This window comes from Amycolatopsis sp. NPDC050768, assembly GCF_040654155.1.
In the GTDB taxonomy this organism is placed as follows: domain Bacteria; phylum Actinomycetota; class Actinomycetes; order Mycobacteriales; family Pseudonocardiaceae; genus Amycolatopsis.
The window spans coordinates 1-18,003 of the sequence record NZ_JBFAHL010000025.1; the positions used below are offsets into that span (position 1 = coordinate 1).

General features: G+C 71.2%; 19 protein-coding genes. 9 read left to right on the plus strand and 10 right to left on the minus strand.

All coding sequences use genetic code 11. The annotated features are described in order from the left end of the window. Window positions 1-177 precede the first annotated feature (177 nt). The 3 genes from AB0H62_RS45060 to AB0H62_RS45070 all read left to right on the plus strand — a co-directional run bounded on the left by AB0H62_RS45060 (window position 178) and on the right by AB0H62_RS45070 (window position 1,690). On the plus strand, window positions 178-696 hold the full coding sequence (locus tag AB0H62_RS45060) for a hypothetical protein (RefSeq protein WP_360592339.1): 519 nt from the start codon (window positions 178-180) through the stop codon (window positions 694-696). A 262-nt stretch (window positions 697-958) separates the two neighbouring features. Continuing rightward, the gene (locus tag AB0H62_RS45065; protein WP_360592340.1) at window positions 959-1,123 is read left to right on the plus strand and encodes a LuxR C-terminal-related transcriptional regulator; all 165 of its coding nucleotides are present in this window, start codon (window positions 959-961) and stop codon (window positions 1,121-1,123) included. 120 nt (window positions 1,124-1,243) lie between these two features. After that, window positions 1,244-1,690 carry a hypothetical protein gene (locus tag AB0H62_RS45070; RefSeq protein WP_360592341.1) on the plus strand — a complete coding sequence of 149 codons (447 nt, stop codon included), beginning with the start codon at window positions 1,244-1,246 and terminating at the stop codon, window positions 1,688-1,690. 41 nt (window positions 1,691-1,731) lie between these two features. Here AB0H62_RS45070 and AB0H62_RS45075 read toward each other — a convergent pair whose 3' ends face one another. Next, window positions 1,732-2,838, minus strand: a complete 1,107-nt coding sequence (locus AB0H62_RS45075) for a nitronate monooxygenase family protein (RefSeq protein WP_220238295.1) — start codon at window positions 2,836-2,838, stop codon at window positions 1,732-1,734. A gap of 8 nt (window positions 2,839-2,846) precedes the next feature. Further along, a complete protein-coding gene (locus AB0H62_RS45080) occupies window positions 2,847-4,439 on the minus strand; it encodes an acyl-CoA synthetase (protein WP_360592342.1) in 1,593 nt (530 codons plus the stop codon). A gap of 61 nt (window positions 4,440-4,500) precedes the next feature. Between AB0H62_RS45080 and AB0H62_RS45085 the strand changes: the two genes are divergently transcribed. Continuing rightward, the gene (locus AB0H62_RS45085) at window positions 4,501-5,289 is read left to right on the plus strand and encodes a crotonase/enoyl-CoA hydratase family protein (protein ID WP_220238293.1); all 789 of its coding nucleotides are present in this window, start codon (window positions 4,501-4,503) and stop codon (window positions 5,287-5,289) included. A gap of 38 nt (window positions 5,290-5,327) precedes the next feature. On the opposite strand, the gene AB0H62_RS45090 is transcribed toward AB0H62_RS45085, so the two are convergent. Further along, window positions 5,328-6,851 carry an acyl-CoA synthetase gene (locus AB0H62_RS45090; protein ID WP_360592343.1) on the minus strand — a complete coding sequence of 508 codons (1,524 nt, stop codon included), beginning with the start codon at window positions 6,849-6,851 and terminating at the stop codon, window positions 5,328-5,330. Window positions 6,852-6,931: 80 nt separating this feature from the next. On the opposite strand from AB0H62_RS45090, the gene AB0H62_RS45095 reads away from it, so the two are divergent. From AB0H62_RS45095 to AB0H62_RS45105, 3 genes are read left to right on the plus strand one after another with little or no spacing between them, the layout of a single operon-like run. Then, window positions 6,932-7,909 carry an OB-fold domain-containing protein gene (locus AB0H62_RS45095; protein WP_360592344.1) on the plus strand — a complete coding sequence of 326 codons (978 nt, stop codon included), beginning with the start codon at window positions 6,932-6,934 and terminating at the stop codon, window positions 7,907-7,909. 9 nt (window positions 7,910-7,918) lie between these two features. Then, window positions 7,919-8,971, plus strand: a complete 1,053-nt coding sequence (locus AB0H62_RS45100; RefSeq protein WP_360592345.1) for a thiolase domain-containing protein — start codon at window positions 7,919-7,921, stop codon at window positions 8,969-8,971. Next, window positions 8,968-10,134 (plus strand): thiolase domain-containing protein, encoded by a 1,167-nt coding sequence (locus tag AB0H62_RS45105; RefSeq protein ID WP_360592346.1) that lies wholly within the window; start codon window positions 8,968-8,970, stop codon window positions 10,132-10,134. Before AB0H62_RS45100 ends, AB0H62_RS45105 begins: the two co-directional genes overlap by 4 nt. Here the strand turns inward: AB0H62_RS45105 and AB0H62_RS45110 are convergent. Genes AB0H62_RS45110 through AB0H62_RS45120 form a run of 3 tightly spaced genes read right to left on the minus strand, consistent with a single transcriptional unit; the run spans window position 10,129 to window position 13,236 of the window. Continuing rightward, complete coding sequence (locus AB0H62_RS45110) at window positions 10,129-11,151, minus strand: YhjD/YihY/BrkB family envelope integrity protein (RefSeq protein WP_220238288.1); 1,023 nt, start codon at window positions 11,149-11,151, stop codon at window positions 10,129-10,131. The two genes, AB0H62_RS45105 and AB0H62_RS45110, sit on opposite strands and share 6 nt — an antisense overlap. Before the next feature lie 44 nt (window positions 11,152-11,195). After that, entirely contained in the window at window positions 11,196-11,972 is a 777-nt protein-coding gene (locus AB0H62_RS45115; RefSeq protein ID WP_360592347.1) for a transglutaminase family protein, read from the minus strand. A gap of 37 nt (window positions 11,973-12,009) precedes the next feature. Continuing rightward, window positions 12,010-13,236, minus strand: a complete 1,227-nt coding sequence (locus tag AB0H62_RS45120) for a cytochrome P450 (RefSeq protein ID WP_360592348.1) — start codon at window positions 13,234-13,236, stop codon at window positions 12,010-12,012. Window positions 13,237-13,454: 218 nt separating this feature from the next. Here AB0H62_RS45120 and AB0H62_RS45125 point away from each other — a divergent pair, with 218 nt between their 5' ends. Then, window positions 13,455-14,651 carry a steroid 3-ketoacyl-CoA thiolase gene (locus tag AB0H62_RS45125; RefSeq protein ID WP_360592349.1) on the plus strand — a complete coding sequence of 399 codons (1,197 nt, stop codon included), beginning with the start codon at window positions 13,455-13,457 and terminating at the stop codon, window positions 14,649-14,651. Between the two features lie 31 nt (window positions 14,652-14,682). Next, complete coding sequence (locus AB0H62_RS45130) at window positions 14,683-15,045, plus strand: VOC family protein (protein WP_220238284.1); 363 nt, start codon at window positions 14,683-14,685, stop codon at window positions 15,043-15,045. Window positions 15,046-15,051: 6 nt separating this feature from the next. Here the strand turns inward: AB0H62_RS45130 and AB0H62_RS45135 are convergent, their stop codons facing one another. The 4 genes from AB0H62_RS45135 to AB0H62_RS45150 all read right to left on the minus strand — a co-directional run bounded on the left by AB0H62_RS45135 (window position 15,052) and on the right by AB0H62_RS45150 (window position 17,994). Next, a complete protein-coding gene (locus AB0H62_RS45135; RefSeq protein ID WP_220238283.1) occupies window positions 15,052-15,666 on the minus strand; it encodes a hypothetical protein in 615 nt (204 codons plus the stop codon). Between the two features lie 193 nt (window positions 15,667-15,859). Next, window positions 15,860-16,330, minus strand: coding sequence for a pyridoxamine 5'-phosphate oxidase family protein (locus AB0H62_RS45140; protein ID WP_220238282.1), 471 nt, complete (start codon window positions 16,328-16,330; stop codon window positions 15,860-15,862). 37 nt (window positions 16,331-16,367) lie between these two features. After that, window positions 16,368-17,264 (minus strand): SDR family oxidoreductase, encoded by an 897-nt coding sequence (locus AB0H62_RS45145; protein WP_360592350.1) that lies wholly within the window; start codon window positions 17,262-17,264, stop codon window positions 16,368-16,370. Between the two features lies 1 nt (window position 17,265). Beyond that, window positions 17,266-17,994, minus strand: coding sequence for an SDR family oxidoreductase (locus AB0H62_RS45150; RefSeq protein ID WP_220238280.1), 729 nt, complete (start codon window positions 17,992-17,994; stop codon window positions 17,266-17,268). Window positions 17,995-18,003: the final 9 nt, after the last annotated feature.

Genomic DNA, 18,003 nt, shown 5'->3' on the forward strand with positions numbered 1-18,003 from the left:
CCGCGCCGGGCCCCAACCCCGCGGCGTCGGCGGGGGGGCGGGCCCCGGCGGGCGCGTCCACTAACACCCCCCCCCCCGCGGCCCCCCCGCCCCCCCCCCCGCCCCCCCCCCCCGCTTCCGTAACGTGAGCAGCCGATTACCCGACTTGCCGGAAAGGGGCGAACCACAGGGGGCGGCATGCGCGGGAGCACACGGACGGAGGTCCTCGCGGGCCTGGTCTCGGCCGAGGCGGCGGGGCGTACGACCGGCTTCACGCCGCAGGCCGGCTGCCGGTCGGCGTGGACGCATTCGACCCGGACGCCCCCGGCCGAGCGTGAGCTGCAGGAGGCGGGGGTGATCAGCTTCGGCGGTTCGGGCGCGGACCGGTTCGCGCGTGCCGTACCACCGGCCGTCGCGTTGCGGCGACTGCTCGATCGGCAGCACCGGCACATTTCCGAACTGCAGGCCGATCTCGCGGGCACCTGGGAACGGTTCACCGCACTCGTCGCTCCGACCGGCGGCTTCACCGCGGTCGACCGCGAAGGGGTTCGCGCTATCGAGGACCACGACGAGCTGACCCGGCTCGCGTCCGGCCTCTACCGCTCCCCGCGGCAGCTGCTGCGTGCCACGTTCACCGGCAGCACTGGCGGGCACCGGGTGAGCGAGGGTGTGCTGCTGCCGCCCGCCGACGCCCTCGCGGCGGGCGCAGGTCCATAAGTCGGAGCAGGTGAGGATGCCGATGATGCACGTGGACGACGCCGTCACCCCACGCGCGAGATCGCGCCGGCTTCCGGATTGTGCGGTGCGATCGGCCCCCGGCCGATCCGACCGCACAATCCGGAGGCCGGCTCAAAGGCGATCTCGCACGCCCCGGCGGAGCCGGGGCCGAAGACACTGTTCGACGCACTGTGGGCCGCGCCGGACACCGTGCCGCTCGACGGTGCCGACGGCGACGAGCTCACCCCCCGCCCGTCGCCGGGTGCTGTCCCTGCTCGCCGCGGGGCTGACCGACGAGGCGATTGCCCGCAGCACCGGCACTGGCGAGCGGACCGTGCGCCGGCACGTGTGCGCGATCCTCGAAATCCTGCGGGTCGAGAGCCGATTCGCCGCCGGTGTGGCTGCCGCCAAGCGCGGCTGGGTGTAGCGCGGTCACCCTGTGGCCGGAACCGGACATTGGCCGGAAAATCACTCGCCGCGTCTCTCCGGCAGCCGCGAAGGCGGGACGAACGGGTCGAGGGGCGACCCGGTCTGGGGAAGGATTTCAATGCGCAGGATTCTCACGCTCGCCAGTGCCGTGGCGCTCATCGGTACCGCGGTCTTGGCGGCAGCACCGGCCGGACAGGCGGCCGGGCGGTACTCGATCGTCAGCACGTGCCCGGGCAGCATGGTCAGTGGCTTCCCGAAGACTTTGCACAACGCGGTCGACGAGACGCAGGGCACCGTCGAGCTCAGGTATTCCAGTGCCAACGGGAGCACGAACTGCGCGAAGGTCTACGACAACGCGTCAGGCAAGCACGCCATGAGCGTGACCATGACGGTCGACGGGATTCCCGGCTCGGGACAGGACTCGGGCACCTTCGAGACCTACGCGGGCGGCGTGCTGGTCACCGGCACCAACGGTCACTGCGCACACGTGAGCGGCACGCTGGTGATGGGCACGCACTCGATCGACCACTTCAGCTTCAGCTCTGGCCCGGTGGCCTGCGGCTGACGGGGGCGAGGTCCTTTCAGGCGGATCGTCCTGAAAGGACCTCACCGCGTCTTGTCGAGCCGTGCCAACGTTTCCTCGTAGCCACTCACCAGCTCTGCCATCACCTCGGCCACCGGGCGGACCCGGTCCATCCGGCCGACGATCTGCCCGACCGGCATCGACACCACGGCCGGGTCGTCCGCGGCGTGGATGCGGTTGTGGGCGTGGGAAACCAGGAGGTTCTGGAGCGGCATCGGCAGGGGCTCGGGCGCGTCGGGCGCGGCCCAGGCGTCCGTCCAGCGCGTTTTGAGCAGACGGGCGGGTTTGCCGGTGTAGATGCGGGTGCGGACGGTGTCGGCCGACGTCGCGTTGACCAGCGCCGTCTGCATGGCGCCGGAGCCCGGCATGGTGCGGCGGTACTCCTCGGTGGCGAGCCAGAACGAGCCCATCCACACCCCCGCCGCGCCGAGCGCCAGCGCGGCCGCGACCTGCCGGCCGGAGCCGATGCCGCCGGCCGCGAGCACCGGGACCTGTGCGCCGACGGCGTCGACGATCTCCGGCACCAGCACCATCGACGCGATCTCGCCGGTGTGCCCGCCGGCCTCGTACCCTTGTGCCACCACGAGATCCACGCCGCGGGCGACATGGCGGGCCGCGTGCTCACCCTTGCCCGCGAGCGCCGCGACGGGCACACCGGCGGCGTGCGCGCGCTCGATCACGTCTTCGGGCGGCGAGCCCAGCGCGTTGGCGATGAGGCTGATGCGGTGCTTCAGCGCGACGTCCACATGGGACCGCGCGACCGAATGCAGCCAGCCGAGCACGCCGGCGCGTTCGTCGGTGTCGTCGGGCAGCGGGGGCACGGCGAGGTCACGCAGCACTTTGTCGACAAAGGACCGGTGGGCGTCGGGGATGAGCTTCGCGAGGTCGACCTGGGTGCCCTCAGCGGGGATCTTCGCGGGCATCACGATGTCGACGCCGTAAGGCTTTCCGCCGGTGTTCTCGTCCATCCAGGACAGCACGGAGTCGAGCTCGGCGGCGTCGTTGAACCGCACGCAGCCGAGCACGCCGAGGCCACCCGCGCGGCTGATCGCGGCGGCGACGTGCTCCGACGGCGTGAAGCCGACGATCGGCAGCTCGATGCCCAGCCGGTCGCAGAGGGAAGTTCGCATGCGCGCTCCTAGGCGGGTTCGTGTTCGGCGGCGTAGCGCTGGGCCCACGGGTAGTCGGGTTTGCCGCTGGGCGAGCGGCCGATCTCGTCGGCGAGCCAGACCGTGCGCGGCACCTTGTAGCCCGCGATCTCGGTGCGCACGTGCGCCTCGATTGCCGCGAGGTCGGGCGCCACCCCAGGCCGCGGCTGCACCACGGCGGCCACGCGCTGGCCGAGGCGCTCGTCCGGCACGCCGATCACGAGCGCGTCGAACACGTCGGGGTGGGATTTCAGCGCGCCCTCGACCTCTTCGGGGTACACCTTCTCGCCGCCGGTGTTCACGCACTGCGAGCCGCGCCCGAGCAGGGTGACGGTGCCGTCGTCCTCGTAGCGGGCGTAGTCGCCGGGCACGACGTAGCGCACGCCGTCGACGTCGGCGAACATCGTGCGGCTCTTCTCGGGGTCGTTGTAGTAGCCGAGGGGCACGTGGCCGCGGCGGCCGATGAGCCCGACGGCGCCGGGCTTCCGCTCGACGACCGCGCCGTCCTCGTCGAGCAGGATCGCGTCCTTGCCGAACACGACCCGCGGGCCGGCGCTGTGGTCGGAGTCCTTGCCCACCATGCCGATCCCGGTGAAACCGCTTTCCGACGAGCCGATCGCGTCGGTGAGCACGACGCCGGGCAGCAGGCCGAGCAGCTCCTGCTTCACCGACTGCGAGAACAGCGCGGCGTGACTGGACACGGCGACGAGCGACGAAGCGTCGTAGCCGCCCTCACGGTAGGCCTCCACGAGCGGGCGCGCCATGGCGTCGCCGACGATGGTCAGCACCTGGACCTTGTGCTCCTGCACGGCTTTCCACACGTCGTGCGCGTCGAACTGCGGCACGAACACCACCGGGCTGCCGGCGAACAGCGCACCGAAGGCGGCCCACTGCGCGGCGCCGTGGATGAGCGGCGCGGCGGGCAGCCGGACGAGTGCGCCCGCCTTGCCCTGCTCGGCGAGCGTCCACTCGTCGGGCACGTACTCACCCGTGACGAAGTTGATGCCGCCGCCGAGCGCGCGCCAGATGTCCTCGTGGCGCCAGAGCACGCCTTTCGGGTAGCCGGTGGTGCCGCCGGTGTAGAGGATGTAGAGGTCGTCGGCGCTGCGTTCGGGGAAGTCGCGGCAGGGGTCGTTCTGCGCCAGCGCTTCCTCGTACGCAACGCCTTCGAAGGGCGCGTCCGACCCGTCTTCGACGACGACAACGTGTTTCAGTTTCGGCGTCTCGGGGAGGACTTTCGCCACCTTGTCGGCAAAGCGGCGCTCGTGCACGAGGGCGACCAGATCCGCGTTGCCGAACAGGTACTTCAGCTCGCCGTGCACGTATCGGTAGTTCACGTTCACCGCGACGGCGCGCAGCTTGTACGCGGCGAACATCGACTCCAGGGCCTCGATGGAGTTGCGGGAATAGACACCGATGTGGGACCCGGGTCCCACGCCGTGGGCGGCGAGGTGGTGCGCCAGGCGGTTCGCGCGAGCCTCCAGCTCGGCGAACGTCACCTGCCTCGCCCCGCACACGACCGCGACACGCTCCGGCACGGCGTCGACGGCGTGCTCGAGTAGATCCGCGATGTTGAGTGCCACACCACTCAAAGTAGAACATGTTATCGTTCTGGGCAATGCCCGCGTTCTCCGGGAGGTTTCCTTGGCCGCGCCCCACGCTCTCGTGTCCCTGGAAGGCCAGACCCTCGTGGTCACGATGAACCGCCCCGAGGCCCGCAACGCGCTCACGGGCGAGATGCTCGCGATCATGACCTCGGCGTGGGACCGCGTGGACACCGATCCCGAGGTGCGCTCCTGCATCCTCACCGGCGCCGGCGGCGCCTTCTGCGCGGGCGCCGACCTGAAGTCGATGTCCCGCAACGCCCCGTCGGACGCGTTCGATTCGGGCGCCTTCGACCCGAGCCGCATCGACGGCCTGCTGAAAGGCCGCCGGTTGACGAAACCGCTCCTCGCCGCCGTCGAGGGCCCCGCCATCGCCGGCGGCACCGAAATCCTCCAGGCCACCGACATCCGCGTCGCCGGCGAGTCCGCCCGCTTCGGCGTCTCCGAGGCCCGCTGGGGCCTGTTCCCGATGGGCGGCTCCGCCGTGCGCCTCCCCCGGCAGATCCCCTACACGCTCGCGGCGGACCTCCTGCTGACCGGCCGCCACCTGTCAGCCTCCGAAGCTCTGGCCTGCGGCCTCATCGGCCACGTCGTCCCGGACGGCACCGCCCTGTCCCGCGCGCTGGAGCTGGCGTCGCTCATCAACGCCAACGGCCCCCTCGCCGTCCGCGCCATCCTCCGCACCCTGCGCGACACGGAAGCCCTGCCGGAAAACGACGCCTTCAAACTGGACGCGAAGTACGGCATCGAGGTCTTCGCCTCGGCAGATGCGAAGGAGGGGCCGAGGGCGTTTGCGGAGAAGAGGAAGCCACGGTTCGAGGGTCGCTGAGCCGGACGTCCGGTGAGGCCGGGACCCGGCCTCACCGCTCAGGACACGTACCGCTCCCTCAACCTCCGCTTGTACAGCTTCCCATTCGGATCCCTGGGCAGCTCCTCCAGATAATCCACCGACCGCGGCAGTTTGAACCGCGCCAACCGCGTCGCGGCGAAGGCCAGGAGTTCCGAAGTCAGGTCGGCAGAAGGAGAGACGCCGGGAGCCGGCTGCACCACCGCCTTGATCTCCTCGCCCCAGTCCTCGTGCGGGATGCCGAACACCGCGATGTCCGCGATCTTCGGGTGCATCACGAGCTCGCCCTCGATTTCGGCCGGGTAGATGTTCACGCCGCCCGAGATGATGAGGTCGGCGGCGCGGTCGTGGAGGTACAGGTACCCGTCGGAATCGAGGTGGCCGATGTCGCCCAGGGTGAAGAGTGAGCCGACGCGGGAGCGTTGCGTTTTCAGGCTGTCGCGGTGGTATTCGAAGGACGAGTCGCCCATCTTCAAGTACACCGTGCCGACTTCGCCGGCGGGCACCTCGGCGCCGGCGGAGTCCAGGACGCGCACGGTCGAGCCCGGCCAGGGCAGGCCGACGGAGCCCGGCTTGCGCAGCCACTCCTCGCCCACGATGACGGTGCCGCCGCCTTCCGTGGCGGCGTAGTACTCCGTGACGACCGGGCCCCACCAGTCCAGCATCCGGCGCTTGACCTCCAGCGGGCAGGGGGCGGCGCCGTGGATCATCACGCGCAGCGAGGAAAGGTCGAAACCCGACCGCACGTCGGGTGGCAGGGCGAGAAGGCGGCGGAACTGCGTGGGCACCATGTGGCTGTGCGTCACGCGGTGGCGCTCGATCAGGCGCAGCATGTCGGCCGCGTCCCAGCGGTCCATGAGCACCGCGGTGTGGCCCAGCTGCACGGAAATCGCGACGAAGTTCAGCACGGCCGTGTGGTAGAGCGGCGAACCGCACAGGTGTACGTGCCCGTCGAAAGGCGCCAGGCCGAAGATCCCGAAGAACCACGTCGACGCCGCCGGCACCTCGTCCGGGTCGGCGCCCGTCAGCGGCCGCCGGACGCCCTTGGGCCGGCCCGTGGTGCCCGACGTGTAGAGCATCGGCGACCCCGCCGTCCGGTCGGACGGCCGCCCGTCGCCCAGGCCCGCGCCCAGCTCTTCCATCCTCCGGAAGCCGGGCACGTCGCCCACGGCGAACCGTGCCGTGATCCCGGCCTCGTCCGCGGCCGCCACGGCGACGTCCGCGAACCGCTCGTGTGCGAGGAAAGCCTTCGCGCCGCTGTCGGCCAGGATGTACGCGACCTCCGGCGCGACGAGGTGCCAGTTGACCACCACCACGTACAGCCCCGATTGGATCGCGGCGAAGTACGCGGCCAGCAGCTCGTCGCCGTTGGGCTGCAGCAGCACGATCGCGTCGCCGGCCTCGAGCCCGAGCTCGCGCAGGCCCAGCGCGTAGCGGTTGGCCTTCGCCGCCAGCTCGCCGTAGCCGACCTCGCGGCCGCCGGGGTCCACCAGTGCCACGCGGTCGGGCTCGGCCGCGGCGATCGTCCACAGTCCCAGGTCCATGACTCCAAATCTAGAACGCGTTCCACATACGCACAACAGCCATCTTGCCTCGAATTCGAGAACGTGTTTCACTCGGAAACGTGACGGACACCCCGCTCTCGGCGCCGCTCGACGTCGGATTCGACTACACCCGCTCGACCGGGCCCGTGCTCGGCCGGTTCGTGAACGCCCTGCGCGAGCGACGGATCGAAGGCATCCGGGGCAGCGACGGGCGCGTCCACGTGCCCCCGCCCGAGTACGACCCCGTGACCGCCGAAGCACTCACCGAGTTCGTGCCGGTGAGCGCCGAGGGCACCGTCGTCTCCTGGTCGTGGTGCGCCAACCCGCTCGAAGGCCAGCCGCTGTCCCGTCCGTTCGCGTGGGTCCTGGTCAAGCTCGACGGCGCCGACACCACCCTGCTGCACTCCCTCGACGCCGGCGAACCCGCCAACGTCCACACCGGACAGCGCGTCAAAGTGCGCTGGGCGACCGAAACCGTCGGCCACATCCGCGACATCGCGTACTTCCTGCCCGCGGAAGCACCCGAAACACAACCGACCGAACCCCCACCCCCGGTGGCGAAACGCGACGAAGGCGCCCCCGTCGAGGTGGTCATCACCCCGGTCCACCTGCACTACCGCCACTCCGCGTCACCCGAGGAAAGCCGCTACCTGCGCGCGCTCGCGGAAGGCCGCCTGATCGGCCAGCGCTGCCCCGCGTGCGCGAAGGTCTACATCCCGCCGCGCGGCGCGTGCCCCACCGACGGCGTGCCGACCACCGACGAGGTCGAGCTGCCCGACACCGGCATCGTCACCACCTTCTGCATCGTCAACGTCCCCTTCCTCGGCCAGCGCATCAAACCGCCGTACGTCGCGGCCTACGTGCTGCTCGACGGCGCCGACATCGCCTTCCTGCACCTCGTGCTCGGCTGTGCCGCCGAGGACGTGCGGATGGGGATGCGGGTGCGCGCGGCGTGGCGCCCGCGGGACGAGTGGTGGACGTCGCTGGAGAACATCAGCCACTTCGAACCGACCGGCGAGCCCGACGCGCCGTTCGAATCCTTCGCCCGCCACCTGTGAGGGGGACGCATGCCCGAAGTCGCCGTCGCCGGGTTCGCGCAGGCACCGAACGTCCGCGAGACCGCCGGCACCACGAACGGCGTCGAGATGCTCGTGCCGATCCTGGCCGAGGTGTTCGCCGCCACGGGTCTATCCAAAGAGGACATCGGGTTCTGGTGCTCCGGCTCGTCGGACTACCTGGCCGGGCGCGCGTTCTCCTTCATCGCGGCCGTCGACGCCATCGGCGCCTTCCCACCGATCCACGAGTCGCACGTGGAGATGGACGCCGCGTGGGCGTTGTACGAGGCCTGGCTGAAGATCCGCATGGGTGAGGTCGACACCGCGCTCGTCTACGGCTTCGGCAAGGCCAGCGCCGGGCAGCTGCGCCGGGTGCTCGCGCTGCAGCTCGACCCGTACGTGCTCGCTCCCCTCTGGCCCGATTCGCTCGCCATCGCCGGTCTGCAAGCGCGCCTGGGCCTGGACGCCGGGCTGTGGTCCGAAAAGGACCTCGCGGAGGTCGTCGCCCGCAGCCGCGCCGACGCCGCCGGCAACCCCGCCGCGCAGCTCCGGGGCGAGGTCGACGTCGCCGCCCTGCTCGACACCCCGTACGTCGCGGATCCGTTGCGAGCACACGACATCGCGCCCGTCACGGACGGCGCGGCCGTGCTCGTGCTGGCCGGCGCGGAACGCGCGAAGGACCTCGTCGACCGGCCGGCCATCCTGACCGGCGTCGAGCACCGCGTCGACTCCCCCGTGCTCGGAGCCCGCGACCTGACTCGGTCACCGTCAATCGAACGAGCCGCCCGAAACCTCGATCTCGACGGGGTCGAGCTGGCCGAGCTGCACACGCCGTTCACGCACCAGGAGCTCATCGTCCGCACCGCGCTCGGGCTCGGCGACAGTGTGCGGATCACTCCCTCGGGCGGCGCGCTCACGGGCAACCCGATGTTCTCCGCCGGCCTCGCCCGCATCGGCGAGGCGGCCGCGCGCATCCACCGCGGCGAGGCGGGCAAGGCGCTCGCCCACGCGACGAGCGGCCCGGCCCTGCAACAGAACCTCCTCGCCGTGCTGGAGGCGCGATGACCAAGCAGCTCGCCGCCGTGCTCGGCACCGGCCAGACGCACCACCGCGCGAAGCGCACCGACGTGTCCATGCCCGGCCTGCTTCGCGAGGCCATCGACCGCGCGATGGACGACGCGCAGGTCGGCTGGGCCGACATCGAGGCCGTGGTGCTCGGCAAGGCCCCCGACCTGTTCGAAGGCGTGATGATGCCCGAGCTGTTCCTGGCCGACGCGCTGGGCGCGACCGGGAAACCGTTGCTGCGCGTGCACACCGCGGGTTCGGTCGGCGGCTCGACCGCGCTGGTCGCCGCGTCGCTGATCCAGGCCGGCGTCCACCGCCGCGTGCTGACGGTGGCGTTCGAGAAGCAGTCGGAGTCCAACGCGATGTGGGGACTCTCGATCCTGCCGCCGTTCCAGATGCCGGTGGGCGCCGGCGCGGGCGGGTACTTCGCGCCGCACGTGCGCTCCTACATCCGGCGCTCCGGCGCGCCGGCGCACGTCGGGGCGATCGTCGCGGCCAAGGATCGGCGCAACGGGGCGCTCAACCCGTACGCGCACCTGCGCCAGGCCGACATCACCGTGGACTCGGTGCAGGCGTCGCAGATGCTGTGGGACCCGATCCGCTACGACGAGACCTGCCCCTCCTCCGACGGCGCCTGCGCCATGGTGCTCGGCAACGAAGCCGCGGGCGACGCCGTGCCGGGCGGGGCCGCGTGGATCCACGCCACGGCGATGCGCACGGAGCCCACCACGTTCGCCGGCCGCGACCAGGTGAACCCGCAGGCCGGGCGCGACGCGGCGAAAGCGCTGTGGCACGAGGCCGGGATCACCGATCCACTGTCCGAAGTGGACGTCGCCGAGATCTACGTGCCGTTCTCCTGGTTCGAGCCGATGTGGCTGGAGAACCTCGGGTTCGTGCCGGAGGGCCAGGGCTGGAAAGTCACCGAGGCCGGCGACACGGCGCTCGGTGGCCGGCTGCCGGTGAACCCGTCGGGCGGGGTGTTGTCGTCGAACCCGATCGGCGCGTCGGGGATGCTGCGGTTCTCCGAGGCGGCCAAGCAGGTGATGGGCCGCGCGGGCGACTACCAGGTCGACGGCGCGCGTGTCGCGCTCGGCCACGCGTACGGCGGCGGCTCGCAGTACTTCAGCATGTGGGTGGTGGGCTCGGCCAAGCCCGGCTCATGACCGGCGGCGGCCGCGCAGCGCGAACAACGTGCCCAGCGCCCCGAGCACCGCGCCCAGCGCGAGGGGACCGGCCGTGTGCTGGCGCGGTGCGATGACCGGCCGCAGCTCCGTGGGCGACGGCGGCGGGACCGGTTTCTGCGGCGCGTCTCGAGCAGTGGCCGTCCAGGCCGTGATGTACACGAGCATGCGCGCGATCAGGGAGATGAAGAACAGCAGACCGATCACGGAGCCGAACGCGACGCCCGAGGGCGACGCGCTGATCAAGTTCAGGTAGATGCCGCCCGCCTGCTTCAGCAGCTCGAAGCCCAGCGCCGCAGCGACCGCGCCGCGCATCGCGCTGCGCCAGCCGACGCGCTCGCGCGGCAGCCGCGTGAGCACCCACAGGAACACCAGCCAGTCGGCCAGCAACGCGAGCGGCACCGACGTGGCCGAGAGCACGGAGTGGCCCCAGCTGGTGTCGTCGACGCCGACTAGTTTCAGCAGGTAACGGCCCATGGCCGTGCCCGACACGGTGATGCCGAACGACACCAGCAGCGCGGCCGCGAGCCCCAGCAGCGCGAGCACGTCCATGAGAATCGTGCGCAGCAGCGGCCCGTCGGAGCGGTTCTGGCCGTACATGGCGGTGAGCGCGTCGCGCAGGGAGTTCATCCAGTTCCACCCGGAGTACAGCCCGACGACGAGACCCGCGACGCCGACGCTGGTGCGCTGCTCCACGAACCCCGTCAGCAGGTCCGAGGCCTTCTCCCCCAGCGCCCCGGGCAGCGTGCCGGAGATGGCGTGCAGCATCTGGTCGAGCAGGTGCGGCTGCGTGGCCAGCACGAACCCCGCGGCCGACGACGCCAGCATCAGGATCGGCACCAGCGAGAGCAGGCTGAAGTACGTGATCGAGGCGACGTAGTGGTAGCCCCCGTACTCGAGGTACCGGTTTGTGGCGAGCGCGAGGTGGTCGAGCCAGCGGTACCGGGCACGCGCGCGGGCCCACCGGCTCGGCCCAGGCAGTTGACGGTTCACGGTCACTGTCTACCCAGCCGCGGCCGGGTTTGTCGCACCGGACACACCTTTCACGCCAGGACCACGGGTTTGTCGTGATCGTCGGGCGGCGGCACGGCGTCGGTGGTCGCGAACACGGTGGCGCCGAGGAAGTCGAGCTCGCAGCCGAGCGGGGTGAGGAATCCGGTGTCGGCGGCGTCGCGACCGGTGGCGATGCGGAGCATCACGGGGCGCGGGGCGAGGCGGGTCGCGTCGAACACGAGCCAGCGCCCGCCGACGCCGGCCTCGAACACGGCGTGGAAGTCCATGGGTTTCAGGCCGGGGGCGTAGACGGTGGTGAAGCGGGCGGGGATGCCCACGGCCCGGCAGAGCGCGATGCAGGCGTGGGCGAAGTCGCGGCAGGCGCCTTCGCCGGCTTTCAGGGTGGCGGCGGCGTCGCGGCCTTCGGGGGTGGCGGGGAGGTAGCTCAGCCGCTCGTGGACGTGGTCGGCGATGGCGCGGACGCGGACGCGGTCGTCGCCGTGGTCCGGTTTCAGGGCGGCCATGCGGTCGGACGGGCAGAAGCGGCTCGGGCGGGTGTAGCGCGCGAGGTCGGCGAGCGTGACGGACTCGGCGCTGGCGCGGCAGAGCGTGCGTTCGCCGTGGTAGGTCACGCGGTGCTCGCCGGTGGGGAGGTCGAACACCTCGGCGCGCGTGCCGTGGTCGAGCTCGACGGTGCGGGGTGCGCCGGCGGCGGAGACGGTGAGCTCGTCGGTGTCGGCGTGGACGGCGGCGACCGAGATCGCGGCGAGACCGGGCTTCGCCACCCGGACGCCGAACTCGACGTCGACCGTCACGCGTTGCGCCACCTGGCCATCATGCCGGTTTTGGGCGGATCAGGCCTGCTCAGGCGTAGCGGACCGGGTAGTGCTTGATGCCGTTGAGCCACCCGGAGCGCAGGCGCCGCGGGGGCGCGACCTCGGCGATGCCGGGCATGACGTCGGCGATCGCGGAGAAGATGAGGTCGATCTCGAGGCGGGCGAGGTTGGCGCCGAGGCAGTAGTGCGAGCCGGTGCCGCCGAAGCCGACGTGGGGGTTGTCCTCGCGGAAGACGTCGAAGCGCTCGGGCTCGTCGAACGCGTCGGGGTCGAAGTTGGCGGAGCTGTAGAACATGCCGACGCGGTCGCCGCGGCGGATGTGCGCGCCGCCGAGCTCGGTGTCGCGCGTGGCGGTGCGCTGGAACGCGACCACGGGCGTGGCCCAGCGGACAATTTCATCGGGCGCGGTCTTGGGCTTTTCCGCGCGGTAGCGCGCCCACTGGTCGGGGTGGTCGAGGAAGGCCTTCATGCCGTGGGTGATGGCGTTGCGTGTGGTCTCGTTGCCCGCGACGGCCAGCAGGATCACGAAGAAGCCGAACTCGTCGGAGCCGAGCGCTTCGCCGTCGACGTCGGCCTGCACGAGCTTGGTGACGATGTCGTCGACCGGGCAGCGGCGGCGTTCCTCGGCCATGTTCCAGGCGTAGCCGACGAGCTCGGCGCTCGCGGTGAGGGGTTCGAGCTCGTACTCGGGGTCGTCGTAGGCCACCATCTGGTTGGACCAGTCGAAGATCTTCATGCGGTCCTCCTGCGGCACGCCGATGAGCTCGGCGATGGCCTGCAGGGGCAGCTCGCACGCGACGTCGGTGACGAAGTCGCCTTCTCCCTTGCTGCGGGCTTCGGCGACGATGCGCTCGGCGCGTTCGCGCAGAGTGTCCTCGAGCTTGGCGATGGACTTCGGGGTGAAGCCCTTCGAGACGATGCGACGCAGCTTCGTGTGCTGCGGGGCGTCCATGTTGAGCAGCACGAGGCGGTTGGCGTCGAGGTTCTCCGACGTCATCTGGTCGTCGAAGCGGATGATGGCGGTTTTCTCCCACGACGAGTACAGCTGGCTGTCGCGCGAGACCTCCTTGACGTCGGCGTGGCGCGTGACAACCCAGTAGCCGTCGTCGCCGAAGCCGGCGGTGTTGCGGCGCTGCGGGTTCCACCACACGGGCGCCGTGCGCCGGAGCTCGGCGAACTCCTCCAGCGGCAGGCGGTTCGCGTAGAGGTCCGGGTCCGTGAAGTCGAAACCGGCGGGCAAAAGCGGAGCGGCCACGGCTGCCTCCTGCACGGGATCGGCGATGATTCGCGCACTGCAACACGTTCTATGGATCATTGGAGCATACGGTGTTAACTTACGGAACCCCGTTTGGTAATACCCGTTTACTTTACCGATTCTGCGCTGGTGAACGAGCGCTCAGTTGGTGAAGATCAAGATTGTCCGGCAGCTGGGAGTTCTTGTGTTTAACTGGAACATGTTCTAATTTTGGGTGGGTGAACACTGTTAGCTCTCCCGGCGAGCCCGTGATCGTGGCGGCGGTGCGCACGCCGATCGGCAAACGCGGCGGCTGGCTCTCGGGCCTGCACGCGGCCGAACTGCTGGGCGCGGCGCACCTCGCGGTGCTCGACCGCAGCGGCATCGACCCCGCACTGGTCGAGCAGGTCATCGGCGGCGCCGTGACCCAGGCCGGCGAACAGGCCGGCAACGTCACCCGCACGGCCTGGCTCCACGCCGGCCTGCCGCCGACCACCGGCGCCACCACCATCGACGCGCAGTGCGGCTCGGCTCAGCAGGCCACGCACCTGATCGCCGGGCTGATCTCGGCTGGTGCCATTTCGGCCGGAGTGGCGTGTGGGGTGGAGTCGATGAGCCGGGTGCCGTTGGGGGCGAACCGGCGGGCCGGGGCGGATGCCCCCGCCGGCTCCGGCGTCTCCACCGGATCGCCGCGGCCGGAGTCGTGGTCGATCGACATGCCGGACCAGTACCGCGCGGCCGAACGCATCGCGGTGCGGCGCGGCCTCACGCGCGCGGACGTCGATGAGTTCGGTGCTTCTTCGCAGCAGAAGGCCGCAGCCGCGTGGGCGGCCGGTCGGTTCGACCGCGAGATTGTCCCGGTGAAGGCCCCCGACCCGGCATCCGGGGAACCCCGCCTGATCAGCCGGGACCAGGGCCTTCGAGAGACCACTGTGGACGGTCTGGCACGGTTGAAACCCGTGCTGCCCGACGGCGTCCACACCGCCGGCACGTCCTCCCAGATCTCCGACGGCGCCGCCGCGCTCCTGCTCATGGACGCCACGCTGGCGCGCTCCCTCGGCCTGCGCTCCCGTGCGCGCATCCTGGCCCAGGCCCTGGTCGGCGCCGAACCGTACTACCACCTCGACGGCCCCATCCAGGCCACCGACCGCGTGCTGGCCCAGGCCGGCATGACCATCGGCGACCCGGACCTGTTCGAAGTCAACGAAGCGTTCGCCTCCGTCGTCCTCTCCTGGCAACGCACTCACTCCCCCGACCCCACGCGCGTGAACGTCAACGGCGGCGCCATCGCCCTCGGCCACCCCGTCGGCAGCACCGGCGCCCGCCTCCTCACCACGGCGCTGCACGAACTCGAACGCCGCGACACCGCAACCGCCCTCATCACCATGTGCGCCGGCGGCGCGATGTCGACCGCGACGATCATCGAACGCCTCTGATCCCGCGCGCGGATCGGCTTACGCTGGGGCGATGAAACTGACCGCGACCGTGCTCGGCGCGCCCGACCCGCGGGCGCTGGCGAAGTTCTACCAGGCGCTGCTGCGGTGGCCCCTCGGCGTGGACGAGCCGGACTGGGTCACGCTGCGGCCGCCCGAGGGTGGGCCCGGCCTGTCCTTCCAGCTGGAACGTGAGCTGGTGCCGCCGAGGTGGCCGCAGGAGCCCGGGTACCAGCAGATGATGCTGCACCTGGACATCGAAGTCGACGATCTGGCGCAGGCAGGCGCGAAAGCCGTCGCGGCCGGGGCGCGGCTCGCGCCGTTCCAGCCGCAGAAGCACGTCCGCGTGTACCTCGATCCGGCCGGGCACCCGTTCTGCCTGTGGGTCCGGGCCTGAACCGGCTCACGACAGCGGCACGGCGACGACCCCCGGCGGCCTCCGCCCAGGCTCACGCCGCCACGCCGCGGCGAAGGCGTGGGCGAGCCGCTTCGGAACTTCGACCTGCGCGCCGCCTCCGTGGAAGTCGACGGTCACCAACGTCGCCTCGACCTCCCAGGGCACGCGGCGCAGCAGCTTCGCGTAGTCCGCGCTCGCGGACCCGAACCCGAGGACCCGCCGGGCACCGAGCCGGTGCACCTCGTACTGGATCGCGGCCTCGAGCGTGCCGGGCGGCCAGTCGCGCAGGCGGAGTTTCCGGTCGTAGAACGCGATCGGCTCGTCCGCCCTCGCGACGCCGTAGCCACCGCTGAGGATGAGCAGTCGTCCGGACGCCGCGGCGTCGGGCAGCGCGTCGCCGACGTGCCGGTAGAAGTGACCGTTGTAGCGCTGCCACGCCGGCAGCCGCGTCCGGTCGTCGACAGCGGACCGGGGCAGGAGTTCCTCACGAGCCCGGAGCAGTTCCTCGGGCCAGTCCGCACGAGCCGCCGGACTGGGACTGCCGCCGGTGACCTTGGCCTTCGACGGCCCGATGATCAGCAGCGTGCCGGGCTCGTCGACCAGGTCCTCCACCAGACGCATCCCCGCATTCAACCACCCGGCCCAGCGCCGTCACCGCACGCGTGATCCACCGGCGGACAGGCCGAACCCGGCGTTACCCAAGGCCACCGGAAGACACCCCAACGCACTCAGCCAAAACCGATCGGGCTCAAGCACCCCGGCACCGCCTGTCCCGAACGACCGCCGCGGCAGCCCTCGCGCAACCGCGCAACACTCAACCCAGCACCGTGCGCTCCACCGGGCCGTTGTCCGGTCGCGCGAAACGCACCCAAGCACCCCCCGCGTGCCAAGACTCGACGAACAGCGTGTTGTCCGCGACCCACGTGTAGACCGCTTCGTCGATGTCCAGTTCGAAGAGGTGGCTGCCGGAGTCGGCGCGGTCGTCGGTGATTTCCCGGGCGACACCGGCGAGTTTCGCATCGCCTGGGCCGTTTTCTTCGATGCCGGGGAAGGCGTGGAGGGCGAAGCGGCCGTCGTGTTGGAGGTCGCGGGCTTTGCGGGCGTCGAGCATCGAGCCGACGTACAGGGAGCCGTCGTCGCGGAAGGAGACTTCGGAGCCGCTCACGCGAGGTGAGCCGTCGCGGCGCAGGGTGGCCAGGACGTGGGACTCGCCGCTGAGGAAGCGTTCGTGGATGCGCTCGGCCAGCGAGGGGGCGGCCGCCGCGAAGGTCTGCCAGGTGGTCATGCGAACGAGTCAAGCACGCGCCACCGACAAAACAAGCTCAAGCGCCGTACACCGGTTCAGGTGAAGGCGCGGAAGCGAGCAACGACGCCACCACCGGGCCCAGTTCGGCCGGCTCCCAGCGTGTGCCCTTGTCGCGCGACGGGCCGTGGCGCCAGCCGTCCGCGAGGGACACGCGGCCACCGTCCACTTCGAACACCCGCCCCGTGACGCCGGCCGACTCGACGGAACCCAGCCACACCACCAAAGGCGACACGTTCTCCGGCGCCATCGCGTCGAACCCCGACGCCGGCGCCGTCATGTCGAACGTCCCCTCCGTCATCCGCGTCCGCGCGGCCGGCGCGATCGCGTTGACCAGCACCCCGTACCGCGCCAGCTCGGCCGCGGCGACAGAAGCGAGCCCCAGGATCCCCGCCTTCGCCGCCGAATAATTGCCCTGCCCGACACTCCCCAACAGGCCCGCGCCCGAGCTCGTCAGCACCACCCGCGCCGACCGCGCGCGCCCCGCCTTCGCCTCCGCGCGCCAGTACGCGGCAGCATGCCGCAACGGCGCGAAGTGCCCCTTCAGATGCACCCGCACGACGGCGTCCCACTCCTCCTCCGACAGGTTCACCAGCATCCGGTCCCTCAGGAACCCGGCGTTGGCCACGAGCACGTCCAGCCCACCGAACGAGTCCACCGCCGCCGACACCAGCCGCGCCGCACCGTCCCAATCGGCGACGTCGTCCGTGTTCGCCACCGCTTCCCCGCCGAGAGCGCGAATCTCCGACACCACCAGCCCCGCCGGACCCGCCGTACCCCCGCTGCCGTCCGGCGAAGCCCCGCCGTCGTTCACCACCACCCGCGCGCCCTCGGCCGCGAACGCCAGCGCGTGCGCCCGCCCGATCCCGCGCCCCGCACCGGTGACCACCACGACCCGACCGTCGACCAGCCCCACGTCACACCCCTTCCGAACCGGCCCGCAGATACGCCGGCGCCTCACCACCGCCGTGCACCGCCAGCCGCGCACCACTCACGTACGAAGCCAACGGAGAAGCCAAAAACACCGCACACGCCCCCACCTCCGCCGGCGTCGCCAACCGTCCCAACGGCACGGTCGCGGCAACCGAGGAGTCATACAACTCGGGCGAGGTCCCGACCATCCCCACGTCGAGCGCGTTCACCCGCACCTTCGGCGCCCACTCCACCGCCAAGGTCGCCGTCAAGTTGTCGAGCCCCGCCTTGGCCGCCCCATACGCCGCCGTCCGGGGCGAAGGCCGCGTCGCACTGACACTGCTCACGTTCACGATCACCCCGCCACCTTCCTGCTGCTGCATCACGGCGTTCGCCGCCTGCGCAACCCCCAGCGGCGCCAGCAGGTTCAACGCGACCACCTTCTCGTGGAACCGCGCCGACGCCGTGGCTGTGTCCGCGAACGGCGCTCCTCCGGCGTTGTTCACCAGCACGTCCAGCCGTCCGTACTCCGTCACCACCAAAGAAACCAGCCGCGCGACCTCCGCCGGCTCACGCACGTCGCACCGCACGAAATCCGCGCCGGCACCACTTCGCGCGCACACGACCACCCGTGCACCCGCGTCGCGGAACACCGCGGCGATCCCTGCCCCGACCCCGCGCGTCCCGCCGGTGACCAGCACGACGGCGCCGTCGAGCTGTAGATCCAGTGCCACTCACGCCCT